The following is a 13,211-nucleotide window of genomic DNA, read 5'->3' as shown; positions in this document are numbered from 1 at the left end:
CCTAAGCGGCCGTCGCGAACTTCGTGAGAAGCCCGAGAACGACGATCGATGCGAACCAGACCAGGCCGAGGATGACCGTGATGCGATTCAGGTTCCGCTCAGCGACGCCCGAGGCGCCCAGATTCGAGCCCATTCCCCCGCCGAACATGTCGGAGAGGCCCCCGCCCCGACCCTTGTGAAGCAGGATCAGGAACGTCAGCAGGAGGCTGGTGATTCCCAGCACGACCTGGAGGACGACTTGCAGAATATCCACGGAGGACCTTTCTTCGACGGCGCGGTGATCCGAGGCCGCCGTCAAGTATAACCGGCGGCCGGCGGAATCAGACTCCGACGTGCTTCTGGAACCGGACGATGCTGGAGAACTCGGCCACATCGAGGCTTGCGCCGCCGATGAGAGCACCGTCGACGTTCGGTTCACGCATGAAGCCGGCGATGTTCGACGACTTGACGGAGCCACCGTAGAGGATTCGCGTCCGAGCCGCAGCGTCCTCCCCGAGCACCGATGCGATCACGCCGCGCAACGCGGCGGCGACCTGCTCTGCCTGGTCGGGCGTCGCCGCCTGGCCGGAGCCGATCGCCCAGACGGGCTCGTACGCGACGAGGATGTCCGCCGACGCGTCGAGGCCCTCAAGAGCTGTCGTGAGCTGCGCCACGGGGACGGCGCTCGGACCCTGCTCTGCGAGGTCCTCGGCAGTCTCGCCTACGCAGATCACGGGGACGATCCCGTGCTTCACCGCGGCGGCGGTCTTCGCCTTGACCTGCTCGTCGTCCTCTCCGTGCAGCGTGCGCCGCTCGGAGTGCCCGATGATCACGTACGTGCAGTCGAGCTGAGCAAGGAACGCACCGGAGATCTCACCGGTGTAGGCACCGGAGTCGTGGGCGGAGAGATCCTGGGCGCCATAGGCGATCGGGAGCTTGTCTGCCGCAACCAGTGTCTGCACACTGCGCAGATCGGTGAACGGCGGGAACACGGCGACCTCGGCGTCCGCGACGTCGTGCCCCGCGTCCTTGAGCGTCCACGCGAGCTTCTGCACGAAGGCGATCGCCTGCAGATGGTCGAGATTCATCTTCCAGTTGCCCGCAAGGAGCGGGACTCTGTTCACTACCATCCGAGGACCTCCAGTCCCGGGAGACGCTTGCCCTCGAGGAACTCGAGGCTCGCGCCACCACCTGTAGAAATGTGACCGAACTGGTCGTCTGAGAAGCCGAGGGCTCGCACAGCAGCAGCCGAGTCGCCCCCTCCGACGACTCCGAGGCCGTCGACGTCGGTCAGCGCCTGCGCGACGGCCTTCGTGCCGGCCGCGAACGGCTCGAGCTCGAACACGCCCATGGGGCCGTTCCAGAAGACCGTCTTCGATGCCTGGATCCGCTCGGCGAAGAGCGCGGCCGTCTCCGGTCCGATGTCGAGTCCGAGACCGCTCGAGCCGAAGCTCGTGGACTCGATCGAGTCGGCCGCCGTGACCTCGTGCTCGGCATCCCCCGAGAAGGAGGCCGCCACGACGACATCGGTCGGCAGCACGATCTCGACGCCGCGTTCCTTCGCGTCCGCGAGGTAACCCTTGACCGTTTCGATCTGATCGGACTCGAGCAGGCTCGAACCGACGGAGTGACCGAGCGCAGCGAGGAACGTGAACATCATCCCGCCGCCCACCAGCAGCGTGTCGACCCGCGGAAGCAGATGACCGATCACACCGAGCTTGTCCGACACCTTCGACCCGCCGAGGACGACCGTGTACGGCCGCTCGGGGTTCTCCGTGAGGCGGTCGAGCACGTCGAGCTCGGTCGCGATGAGCAGTCCGGCGGCGCTCGGGAGAGCCGCCGCGAGCTCGAACACGCTCGCCTGCTTGCGGTGGACCACACCGAAGCCGTCGGACACGAAGACATCGCCGAAAGCGGCGAGCTTCTCGGCGAAGGCCTGTCGCTCGGCGGCATCTTTGCTCGTCTCCTCCGCGTTGAAACGCAGGTTCTCGAGGAGGGCGATGTCGCCGTCCTCGAGCGACGCGACGGCCTCGGCTGCCGCGTCCCCGACGGTGTCCGAGGCGAAGGTCACAGGCTTGCCGAGAAGCTCGCTCAGCCGCTGAGCGACGGGAGCCAGCGAATACTCCGGCTTGGGCTCGCCGTCAGGACGACCCAGATGGGAGATCACCACCACACGGGCGCCCTGAGTGAGGAGCGCGTTGAGGGTGGCGAGGGATGCCCGCACACGGCCATCGTCCGTGATGACCCCGTCCTTGACGGGGACGTTGAGGTCACAACGGACGATGACGCGCTTGCCTGCGAGCGAGCCCAGCGAATCGAGGGTGCGCAGAGTCACGGGTACCGGCTCAGAGACGGTCGGCGACGTACTCGGTGAGGTCGACGAGACGGTTGGAGTAGCCCCACTCGTTGTCGTACCACGCCGACAGCTTGACCTGGTTGCCGAGGACACGGAGGAGCCCGGCGTCGAAGATCGACGAGTGCGGGTCGCTGACGATGTCGCTCGAGACGATCTCGTCCTCCGTGTACTTGAGGATGCCCTTGAGCGGGCCCTCGGCTGCCTCCTTGTAGGCGGCCTTGACCTCCTCGACCGTGACAGGGGTCTTGGTCTCGACAGTGAGGTCGGTGATGGAACCGGTGGGGATCGGCACGCGCAGCGCGAACCCGTCGAGCTTGCCCTTGAGCTCCGGCAGGACCAGGCCGATAGCCTTCGCGGCCCCCGTGGAGGTGGGGACGATGTTCACGGCGGCAGCGCGGGCACGACGCAGGTCGCTGTGCGGGCCGTCCTGGAGGTTCTGGTCAGCGGTGTACGCGTGCACCGTGGTCATGAGGCCACGCTCGATGCCGAACTTGTCGTTGAACACCTTCGCGAGCGGCGCGAGGCAGTTCGTCGTGCAGGACGCGTTCGAGATGATGTGGTGGTTCGCTGCGTCGTAGTCGTGCTCGTTGACGCCCATGACGAACGTGGCGTCCTCGCCCGATGCGGGAGCCGAGATGAGGACCTTCTTCGCGCCGGCCTCGATGTGCTTGCGGGCGTCGTCGGCCTTGGTGAAGCGACCGGTGGACTCGATGACGATGTCCACACCGAGCTCGCCCCAGGGGAGGTTCGCGGGGTCGCGCTCGGCGAACACCTTGATGGCCTTGCCATCGACCGTGATCTTCTCGTCGTCGAACTCGACGGTGGCGTCGAGGCGGCCGGTGATCGAGTCGTACTTCAACAGGTGGGCGAGCGTCTTGTTGTCGGTGAGGTCGTTCACCGCGACGATCTCGAGGTCGCTGCCCTTGGCGAGGGCGGCGCGGAGGTAGTTGCGGCCGATGCGACCGAACCCGTTGATACCGATCTTTACTGACAAGAGTGACTCCTGTTTATGTGGCGCGGAAGCGCTGTCTTCTGTCCCGGAGGACGGGGGTATGTGGGTCTCACCGATCCGACGATCGTGTCATCGGCGGAGAAGAAAGGGCCGCCCGGGGTGGAGCCCGGGGCGGCCCTATCGCTTATGACAGTACCAGGAGGCCGTCGGTCTTCTCGCGCGCTGCGGTGAAGCGCGCCTGAACGTTCGACCAGTCGACGATGTTCCAGAATGCCTTCACGTAGTCCGCGCGCACGTTCTGGTAGTCGAGGTAGTAGGCGTGCTCCCACACGTCGAGCATGAGGAGCGGAACGAGACCGAGCGGGACGTTGCCCTGCTGGTCGAAGAGCTGGAAGACGCTGATGCGCTGCCCGATGACGTCCCACGCGAGCACGGACCAGCCGGACCCCTGGACGCCGAGCGCGGTCGCCGTGAAGTGGGACTGGAACGCCTCGAACGAGCCGAACGTGTCGTCGATGACGGCCGCGAGCTCGCCGGTGGGCTTGTCGCCGCCGTTCGGGGACATGTTCGTCCAGAAGATGGAGTGGTTCACGTGACCGCCGAGGTTGAACGCGAGGTCCTTCTCGAGCTTGTTCACGTTCGCGAGGTTGCCGGATTCTCGCGCTTCGGCGAGCTGCGCGAGAGCGGTGTTCGCACCCGTCACGTAGGTCTGGTGGTGCTTCGAGTGGTGCAACTCCATGATGCGCCCCGAGATGCTCGGTTCCAACGCACTGTAGTCGTAAGCCAGATCGGGAAGTGTGTATTCAGCCATCGATATCTCCTCTTTCCCGCCCTTCACCCGAGTCGGCGAAGGGCCTTTGAGCGACACGTCGAGTCTACTCTCGCGCGTCATGCCGTCGCCCCGGATTGCATCGATCGGGCCGCGGTGCGACGGCCGGTGGTCGGCCCGATCCCGATGGCCCGATCAGAGGTCGTCGAGGTCCGGAGGCAGGTTGGCCGACGTCCCCGGAAGACCCAGGTCCGACGCCTTCTTGTCCGCCATCGCGAGCAATCGGCGTATCCGACCGGCGATGGCGTCCTTCGTCATCGGCGGGTCGGCGTGATGTCCGAGCTCGTCGAGGCTCGCGTCGCGATGCGCGAGCCGGAGCCGGCCGGCGTACGCGAGATGCTCCGGCACGTCGTCGGCGAGGATGTCCATCGCCCGCTCGACCCGCGCACAGGCGGCGACGGCGGCCTGCGCCGAGCGACGCAGGTTGGCATCGTCGAAGTTGACGAGCCGGTTGGCCGTCGCGCGGACCTCGCGCCGCTGGCGCATCGCCTCCCAGGAGGCGACGGTCTCGGCAGCACCCATCAGCGAGAGCATCGCACTGATCGCCTCGCCGTCGCGGATCACCACCCGGTTGACACCGCGCACCTCTCGCGCCTTCGCCGTCACCCCCAGGCGGCCGGCCGCGCCCACGAGCGCCATCGCCGACTCGTTGCCTGGACAGGTCACCTCGAGCGCCGAGGAACGCCCCGGATCGGTGAGTGAGCCTGCCGCGAGGAACGCTCCCCGCCACACGGCCGCGATCTCGTCGCGCGAACCGGTCGTGAGACGGTTCGGCAGCCCTCTGACGGGTCGCCGTCGGGCGTCGAGCAGACCGGTCTGACGGGCGAGGGTCTCGCCGCCGTCGATGACACGGACGAGGTAGTACGGGGTCCTCCGCGATCCGGACGGTGAGACGACCGACCCCTCACTCCGCATGCCGTAGAGCTCAGCGAGGTCGCGCCGGACCCGCGTCGCGAGCTCTGGCGTCTCGAGCTCAGACTCGATAGCGATGCGGCCGGAGATGACGTGGAGCCCTCCGCTGAAGCGGAGGATCGACGCGAGCTCGGCCGCACGTACGGACGTACGTGCTTCCTGTACTCGGGTGAGCTCCGCTTTGACGTCCGTCGTGAGGGCCAATCTTCGTCCTTCGTGTGTCGTGTTCGGGTCGGCGTGTGTCGCGTTCCGGAGAGGTGGTGCCCCGCTATTCGCGACCGAGATCGCGATGGTTCAGGGTGACGGCCACGCCGTCGAGATCTCCGAGCCGCGCGGCCAGATACTCCGTCATCGCGACCGAGCGGTGCTTGCCGCCCGTGCATCCGAGCGCGACGACCGCGTGGCGCTTGTTCTCGCGCTGGTACCCGTCGAGCACGGGGACAAGGGCTTCGAGATAGTGGTCGAGGAAGTCCGTCGCTCCCTCGCGACTGAGCACGTAGTCGCTGACGGCCTCGTCGAGGCCGGTCAACGGCTTCAGCTCCGGGACCCAGAACGGGTTCGGCAGGAAGCGCGCGTCGGCCACGAGGTCGGCATCGGGAGGCAGACCGTACTTAAATCCGAAGCTCATGACGGTGAGGTGGAGCGACGGCGCGCTGTCATCCGAGAACAACGCCCTGATCTTGGTGGCGAGCTGGTGGATGTTGAAGTCCGACGTGTCGATGACGATGTCGCTCGACTCCCGGATCGCCGCGAGACGTCCGCGCTCGATGCGGATCCCGTCGATGATCGTGCCGGAGCCCTGCAACGGGTGCGGTCGGCGGACGGCCTCGAATCGCCGGACGAGGGCGGCGTCCGATGCGTCGAGGAACAGTATCCGCACGTGCGATCCGTCACGCATGCTCTGGACGATGTCCTGGAGCGCCGCGAAGAAGTCTCGACCACGCACGTCGACGACCGCGGCGATCTTCGGGATGGCTCCTTCTGCACGCGATGCGAGGTCCGTCAGTGGCCTGAGCATCTGAGGCGGCAGGTTGTCGACGACGTACCAGTCGAGGTCCTCGAGCACGTTCGCCGCCGTGGAGCGGCCGGCGCCGGACATCCCGGTGACGACGAGTACCTGCTGGGGTGACGGAGCGTCCTCGGCCATCCTCACCTCGTTCCTGTCCACCGCGCGCCGGACGTGCTCCAGCCTAGTCACTCCTCAGCCGCTCGTGGACGGCCGCGGCGAGCTGTGAACCGATGCCCTTGACCTCGGCGATCTGATCGGGCGTCGCGGATTTCAGCCTCGATACGGAGCCGAAGGCCGTGAGGAGCTGCTTGACTCGCGACGGTCCGAGACCGGGGATCTCACCGAGGACCGAGGAGATGTCGCGGCGACGTCTCTGCCGTTGGTAGCTGATCGCGAACCGGTGGGCCTCGTCGCGCACACGCTGGATGAGGAACAGGGCTTCACTGCCGCGAGGCAGGATCACCGGGTAGTCGCTGTCCGGAGTCCAGATCTCCTCCAGTCGCTTCGCGATCCCGGCGAGGGTGATGCCCTCGACGCCCGACTCCTCCAGCGCCCGCTGCGCCGCGGTGACCTGCGGTACACCACCGTCGACGAGGAGGAGCTGTGGCGGATAGGCGAACTTCTTCGGCTTCGCGACGGCCTCGACCTCGCCGTCCGTGAGCGGATCGGGCGTCTCGGCGGGCTCGTCAGGGTCGGGGGTCCCTCTCAAGTACGCGAGTCGACGGGTGAGGACCTGGTAGATCGAGTCCGTGTCGTCCGTCGACGAGGCGATCGAGAAGCGTCGGTACTGGTCCTTGCGGGGCAGCCCGTCCTCGAACACGACCATCGACGCCACGATGTTCGTCCCCGAGAGATGAGAGACGTCGTAGCACTCTATGCGGAGGGGGGCCTCGTCCATGTCGAGCGCCTCCCGGATGTCGCCCAAAGCGTTCGATCGTGCAACGAAGTCGCCACTCCGACGCATCTTGTAGAGCTGCAGCGAATGCTTCGCGTTCACGATCGCGGTGTCCATCAATGCGACCTTCTCGCCCCGCCGTGGGACCTGTACCTTCACCTTGCCGCGTCCGCGCCGCTCTCCGAGCAGCGCCTCCATCTCGTCGAGATCGTCTGGAAGCGCCGGGACGTAGATCTCCTTCGGGATCGTCTCGCGCCCGGCGTCGGCGTACACGCGCAGCAGTGTCTGCTCGACGAGCTCAGGGGTCTCCATGTCGAGCTCCTTGTCGACGGTCCAGGAGCGCACGCCCCTGATGCGCCCGCCGCGCACGATGAATTGCTGAACAGCGGCCGAGAGCTCGTCGTGCTCGAAGCCGAAGACGTCGGCGTCGACGCGGTCCGCGAGGACGACGGCGCTCTTCTCGAGCACGGCTTCGAGAGCGAGCAGACGGTCCCGATAACGTGCAGCCGCCTCGTAGTCCTGTCGCTCCGCCGCCGCCTTCATCTTCTTGGTCGCATCCGTCACGAAACGGCGATCGTGACCGGACATGAACGCCACGAAGTCATCGACGATGGCGCGATGCTCCTCGATCGTCACGCGTCCGGAACAGGGTCCGCCACAACGTCCGATCTGTCCGGGGAAACAGGGACGTCCCGACTGCATCGCCCGCTTGTAGCTCGAGTCCGAGCACGTGCGGATGGGAAACGCCTTGACCATCAGGTCGATGGTGTCGTGGACTGCCCAGATCTTCGGGTAGGGCCCGAAGTACTTCGCGCCACGGATACGCGTGTTCCGCGTGACCATGACGCGCGGAGCTTCGTCCCCGAGCGTGATCGCCATGAACGGGTAGGTCTTGTCGTCTCGGAACTTGACGTTGAACGGCGGATCGAACTCCTTGATCCAGGTGTATTCGAGCTGCAGGGCTTCGATGTCGGAGCCGACCACTGTCCAGACGACACCCGTCGCGGATGTGACCATACGACGGGTGCGCTCGTGCAGGGTGTGCAACGGAGCGAAGTAGTTCGACAACCGTGCTCGGAGGTTCTTCGCCTTGCCGACGTAGAGGACGCGCCCCCCCTCCCCCGTGAACCTGTAGACACCCGGCTCTGTGGGGATCTCACCGGCCTTCGGCCGATAGCTGCGCGGATCCGCCATTCTCAGCCGGCCTTGCGCGTGAGGTTCCGCTCGGCGTCGAAGATCTCCTTGAGGAACACACCCGTGTGGCTCTTCTTGACCGATGCGAGCTTCTCCGGGGTGCCGACCGCGAGCACCCGGCCACCTCCGGCGCCACCCTCCGGGCCCATGTCGATGAGCCAGTCTGCGGACTTGATCACGTCGAGGTTGTGCTCGATGACGATGACCGTGTTGCCCTTGTCGACGAGGCTGCCGAGAACAAGGAGGAGCTTGCGCACGTCCTCGAAGTGCAGTCCCGTCGTGGGCTCGTCGAGAACGTAGACGCTCCGCCCATTGGTCCGCCGCTGGAGTTCCGTGGCGAGTTTCACGCGCTGAGCCTCTCCACCGGAGAGGGTCGTGGCGCTCTGACCGAGACGGACGTACCCGAGTCCCACGTCGACGAGGGTCTTGAGGAAGCGGTGGATCGAGGAGATCGGCTCGAAGAACTCGGCAGCCTCGGCGATCGGCATGTCGAGCACTTCCGCGATGTTCTTGCCCTTGTAGTGGACCGTGAGGGTGTCGCGGTTGTACCGCGCTCCCCCGCACACCTCGCATGCGACGTATACGTCCGGCAGGAAGTTCATCTCGATCTTGATCGTGCCGTCGCCCGAGCAGGCCTCGCAGCGGCCTCCCTTGACGTTGAAGCTGAATCGGCCGGGCTGGTATCCCCTAGTCTTCGCTTCCACCGTCTCCGAGAAGAGAGTGCGGATCCTGTCGAAGACCCCGGTGTAGGTGGCGGGGTTCGAGCGGGGCGTGCGGCCGATGGGCGCCTGGTCGACGTGGATCACCTTGTCGAGCTGCTCGAGGCCCGTCACCCGCGTGTGCTTCGCCGGCACCTTGCGCGCCCCGTTGAGCTTGTTCGCGAGGACGCGGTAGAGCACGTCGTTCACGAGAGACGACTTTCCCGATCCGCTGACGCCGGTGACGGCCGTGAAGACACCGAGGGGGAAGTCCACCGTGACGTTGCGCAGGTTGTTGGCCGAAGCGCCGACGACGGAGATCATCCGCTCGGGGTCGACGTCCCGACGGCGCGACGGCGTCTCGATCGACTTGCGTCCCGACAGGTAGTCGCCCGTGAGGGAGTTGCGCTCGGCGACGAGGGACTCGTAGTCACCCGAGTGCACGACCGTGCCGCCGTTCACTCCAGCGCCAGGTCCGATGTCGACGATCCAGTCGGCCGTCCGGATGGTGTCTTCGTCGTGTTCGACGACGATCAGGGTGTTGCCGAGATCGCGAAGCTTCACGAGCGTCTCGATGAGTCGCCGATTGTCGCGCTGGTGCAGACCGATGCTCGGTTCGTCGAGCACATAGAGCACGCCCGTGAGCCCGGAACCGATCTGGGTGGCCAGGCGGATGCGCTGAGCCTCCCCGCCCGAGAGGGACCCGGCGGATCGTGCCAGGTCGAGGTAGCCCAGTCCCACCTCGTTGAGGAAGTCCAGTCGCAGCTTGATCTCGCGGAGCACCTGAGCGGCGATCTTCGCCTCCCGCTCGGTGAGCTCGAGACGGTCCATGAACGAGCGGGCGTCCTCGAGGCTCAGGAGCGAGACGTCGGCGATGTTCTCGCCGTGGATGAGGACGGAGAGCACCTCCGGCTTGAGGCGCTTCCCCTGGCAGACGGGGCACGGGACCTCGCGGAGGTACTCGGACCAGCGCGACCGCTGCACGTCGGTCTCGGCCTGCAGGTACTGACGCTCGATGTAGGGCATGACCCCCTCGAAGCCCGAGGAGTAGCTCATCTCGCGCCCGTATCGATTGCGCCACTTGACCTTGACCTTGAAGTTCTCACCGCGGAGAACCGCCTCGCGTACACGCTCGGGAAGGTCTTTCCACGGGGTGTCGAGGGAGAAGTCGAGGTCGCGAGACAATCCGTCGAGGAGCTTCTCGTAGTACTGGTAGAGACCCTTGCCCTGCGTGGTCCACGGGACGATGACGCCCTCGTTGAGGCTGAGCGTCTCGTCTCCCAGGAGGAGCTCGTCGTCGACAGCCATGCGCGTGCCCAGACCGGAGCACTCGGGGCATGCGCCGAACGGCGCATTGAAGGAGAACGTGCGGGGCTCGATCTCCGTGAGCTGGATGGAGTGGTTGTTCGGGCAGGAGAGTTTCTCCGAATACGTGACCGTTCCGTCCGGTCCGTCCTCGTCCACGAAGTTGATCTGCACCACGCCGTCGGTGAGGGAGAGAGCGGTCTCGAGCGAGTCCGTGAGCCGCGACAGCGCATCGGGGCCGGCTACGAGGCGGTCGACCACGACGGAGATGTCGTGCTTGTACGACTTCTTGAGGGTGGGCGGCTCGCTGAGCTGGATCGTCTCGCCGTCGACGACGGCTCTCGCATATCCTTTGGCCGACAACTCCTGGAAGAGGTCGACGAACTCGCCCTTCTTCTGGGAGACGACGGGGCTCATGACCATGTATCGCGTGCCGGCCTCGAGCTCCATGAGCTGGTCGGCGATCTGCTGGACCGTCTGGCGCTGGATCTTCTCACCGCACACCGGGCAATGCGGGATGCCGACGCGCGCCCACAGGAGGCGCATGTAGTCGTAGACCTCGGTGATCGTGCCGACGGTGGACCGCGGGTTACGGTTCGTCGACTTCTGATCGATCGAGACGGCGGGACTCAGACCCTCGATGAAATCGACGTCCGGCCGGTCCACCTGCCCGAGGAACTGCCGGGCGTAGGCGGACAGCGATTCGACGTATCGACGCTGACCTTCGGCGAAGATCGTGTCGAACGCGAGGGACGACTTTCCGGACCCTGACAGGCCCGTGAAGACCACGAGCGCATCACGAGGGATGTCGAGATCGACGTTCTGGAGATTGTGCACTCGGGCACCACGGACGCTGAGCTGAGCGCTCTGTTCTACGGGGGAAATCGACACCTCGAAAGTCTACGGGGACCCACTGACACTGGGTCCCGCCGAGCACTCGCCCTCCGCGAACAGGCGTGCGGCGGTAGACTCCGCGCCCCGCGAGCCGCTGGTTTATCCGCTGCCCGCCGACCGGTCAGATATGACCAGCCTTCTCCATCTGGCGCAGTTCCCGCTTGAGCTCGGCGACCTCGTCACGGAGGCGACCGGCGAGCTCGAATTTGAGCTCGGCCGCCGCTGACAGCATCTGAGCGTTCAGGTCGGCGATGATCGACTCGAGATCGTTCGCGCCCTCGGCTGCGAGCCCCTCCCGGCGGAGGTTGGGGGTTGGGCTCTTCTTCTTGCCGTCCCGCCCGGCCAGAAGCCGTTCGGTGTCCTCCCCCTCGCGAGCCAGCATGCCGGTGATGTCGGCGATCTTCTTGCGCAGAGGAGTGGGGTCGATACCGTGTTCGGCGTTGTATGCGAGCTGACGGTCGCGACGCCTGTCCGTCTCCTCGATCGCGCGCTTCATCGAGTCGGTCATGACGTCGGCGTACATGTGCACCTCGCCCGAGACGTTTCGCGCCGCACGCCCGATCGTCTGGATGAGCGAGGTCGACGAGCGCAGGAAGCCCTCCTTGTCCGCGTCGAGGATGGCGACGAGCGAGACCTCCGGCAGGTCGAGTCCTTCACGCAGGAGGTTGATGCCGACGAGCACGTCGTATACACCGGCTCGGAGTTCGGAGAGCAGTTCCACACGACGAAGTGTGTCGACGTCCGAGTGCAGGTAACGCACGCGTACGCCAGCCTCCGTGAGGAAGTCGGTGAGTTCCTCGGCCATCTTCTTCGTGAGAGTGGTCACGAGGACGCGCTCGTCCTTCTCGGCGCGCTCCACGATCGATTCCAGCAGATCGTCGATCTGGCCCTTCGACGGCTTGACCACGATCTGAGGATCGACGAGGCCCGTCGGTCGGATGATCTGCTCCACCACGCCGTCGGCGATCCCCATCTCGTACCGCCCTGGGGTCGCCGAGAGGTAGACCGTCTGACCCACACGGCTCTTGAACTCGTCCCATTTCAACGGTCTGTTGTCCATGGCACTCGGAAGCCGGAAACCGTGCTCGACGAGAGTGCGTTTGCGGGAGGCGTCTCCCTCGAACATGGCCCCGATCTGCGGCACCGTGACGTGAGACTCGTCGATCACGACGAGGAAATCGTCGGGGAAGTAGTCGAGGAGGCAGTTCGGTGCTTCGCCGGGCGCGCGTCCGTCGATGTGCCGCGAATAGTTCTCGATGCCCGAGCAGAACCCGATCTGCTGCATCATCTCGAGGTCGAAGGTCGTGCGCATACGCAGCCGCTGTGCCTCGAGGAGCTTGTTCTGCTTCTCGAGCTCCGCCAGCCGCTCCTCGAGCTCCACCTGGATGGTTGCGATCGCCCGCTGCATCGTCTCCGGGCTGGCTGCGTAGTGCGTGGCCGGAAAGATGGAGACGGCGTCGAGCTTCTTCACCACATCTCCCGTGAGCGGATGAAGGGCGTACAGCGCCTCGATCTCATCGCCGAACATCTCGATGCGGATCGCGAGCTCCTCGTAGACGGGGATGATCTCGATCGTGTCGCCACGGACGCGGAAGTTGCCACGGGAGAAGTCCACGTCATTGCGGTTGTACTGCATCCCGACGAACGAGCGGATGAGGCGGTCGCGTCCCACCGAGTCACCGACGTGCAGGGCCACCATGGCATCCAAGTACTCTTCGGCCGCGCCGAGTCCGTAGATGCACGAGACCGTCGACACGACGACGACGTCGCGGCGGGAGAGCAGCGAGTTGGTGGTGGAGTGGCGGAGACGCTCGACCTCCGAGTTGATCGACGAGTCCTTCTCGATGAAGGTGTCCGTCTGCGGGACGTAGGCCTCCGGCTGGTAGTAGTCGTAGTACGAGACGAAGTATTCGACGGAGTTGTTGGGCATGAGCTCGCGGAACTCGTTCGCGAGCTGCGCAGCGAGGGTCTTGTTGTGGGCGAGCACCAGCGTGGGCCGCTGCGTGGCCTCGATGAGCCACGCCGTTGTGGCCGACTTTCCCGTACCCGTGGCACCGAGCAGGACGACGTCGGTCTCGCCCGCGTTGATGCGACCCGCGAGCTCGGCGATCGCCGCGGGCTGGTCGCCGCTCGGCTTGTACTCGCTGACGACCTCGAACGGGTTCACGGAGCGTGTCGGTTGCATGCT

At 65.8% G+C, this 13,211-nt stretch carries 10 protein-coding genes; all 10 read right to left on the bottom strand.

Annotated features, from left to right (window positions below; genetic code table 11):
• Position 1 precedes the first annotated feature (1 nt).
• Positions 2-253, bottom strand: coding sequence for a preprotein translocase subunit SecG (gene secG, locus CLV49_RS15710; protein ID WP_106564379.1), 252 nt, complete (start codon positions 251-253; stop codon positions 2-4).
• Positions 254-320: 67 nt separating this feature from the next.
• A complete protein-coding gene (tpiA, locus tag CLV49_RS15705) occupies positions 321-1,109 on the bottom strand; it encodes a triose-phosphate isomerase (protein WP_106564378.1) in 789 nt (262 codons plus the stop codon).
• On the bottom strand, positions 1,103-2,314 hold the full coding sequence (locus tag CLV49_RS15700) for a phosphoglycerate kinase (protein WP_106564377.1): 1,212 nt from the start codon (positions 2,312-2,314) through the stop codon (positions 1,103-1,105). The genes tpiA and CLV49_RS15700 overlap by 7 nt, the downstream gene beginning before the upstream one ends.
• A 10-nt stretch (positions 2,315-2,324) precedes the next feature.
• On the bottom strand, positions 2,325-3,329 hold the full coding sequence (gene gap, locus CLV49_RS15695; RefSeq protein WP_106564376.1) for a type I glyceraldehyde-3-phosphate dehydrogenase: 1,005 nt from the start codon (positions 3,327-3,329) through the stop codon (positions 2,325-2,327).
• A 142-nt stretch (positions 3,330-3,471) separates the two neighbouring features.
• Entirely contained in the window at positions 3,472-4,098 is a 627-nt protein-coding gene (locus CLV49_RS15690) for a superoxide dismutase (protein ID WP_106564375.1), read from the bottom strand.
• Positions 4,099-4,251: 153 nt separating this feature from the next.
• Complete coding sequence (gene whiA, locus CLV49_RS15685) at positions 4,252-5,232, bottom strand: DNA-binding protein WhiA (RefSeq protein WP_106564374.1); 981 nt, start codon at positions 5,230-5,232, stop codon at positions 4,252-4,254.
• A 64-nt stretch (positions 5,233-5,296) separates the two neighbouring features.
• The gene (gene rapZ, locus CLV49_RS15680) at positions 5,297-6,175 is read right to left on the bottom strand and encodes an RNase adapter RapZ (RefSeq protein WP_106564373.1); all 879 of its coding nucleotides are present in this window, start codon (positions 6,173-6,175) and stop codon (positions 5,297-5,299) included.
• A 43-nt stretch (positions 6,176-6,218) separates the two neighbouring features.
• Entirely contained in the window at positions 6,219-8,126 is a 1,908-nt protein-coding gene (gene uvrC / locus CLV49_RS15675; RefSeq protein WP_106564372.1) for an excinuclease ABC subunit UvrC, read from the bottom strand.
• Between the two features lie 2 nt (positions 8,127-8,128).
• Positions 8,129-11,020, bottom strand: a complete 2,892-nt coding sequence (uvrA, locus tag CLV49_RS15670) for an excinuclease ABC subunit UvrA (protein ID WP_106564371.1) — start codon at positions 11,018-11,020, stop codon at positions 8,129-8,131.
• A 124-nt stretch (positions 11,021-11,144) separates the two neighbouring features.
• A complete protein-coding gene (uvrB, locus tag CLV49_RS15665; protein ID WP_106564370.1) occupies positions 11,145-13,208 on the bottom strand; it encodes an excinuclease ABC subunit UvrB in 2,064 nt (687 codons plus the stop codon).
• Positions 13,209-13,211 lie beyond the last annotated feature (3 nt).

The organism is Labedella gwakjiensis (genome assembly GCF_003014675.1).
GTDB classification, from domain to species: Bacteria; Actinomycetota; Actinomycetes; order Actinomycetales; family Microbacteriaceae; genus Labedella; species Labedella gwakjiensis.
This window is presented reverse-complemented; position numbering and strand designations above follow the sequence as displayed.

Coding starts and splice junctions, on each gene's coding strand:
- tpiA (WP_106564378.1), bottom strand. CDS start 1,109: ATGGTAGTGAACAGAGTCCCGCTCCTTGCGGGCAACTGGAAGATGAAT.
- CLV49_RS15690 (WP_106564375.1), bottom strand. CDS start 4,098: ATGGCTGAATACACACTTCCCGATCTGGCTTACGACTACAGTGCGTTG.
- rapZ (WP_106564373.1), bottom strand. CDS start 6,175: ATGGCCGAGGACGCTCCGTCACCCCAGCAGGTACTCGTCGTCACCGGG.
- uvrC (WP_106564372.1), bottom strand. CDS start 8,126: ATGGCGGATCCGCGCAGCTATCGGCCGAAGGCCGGTGAGATCCCCACA.
- uvrB (WP_106564370.1), bottom strand. CDS start 13,208: ATGCAACCGACACGCTCCGTGAACCCGTTCGAGGTCGTCAGCGAGTAC.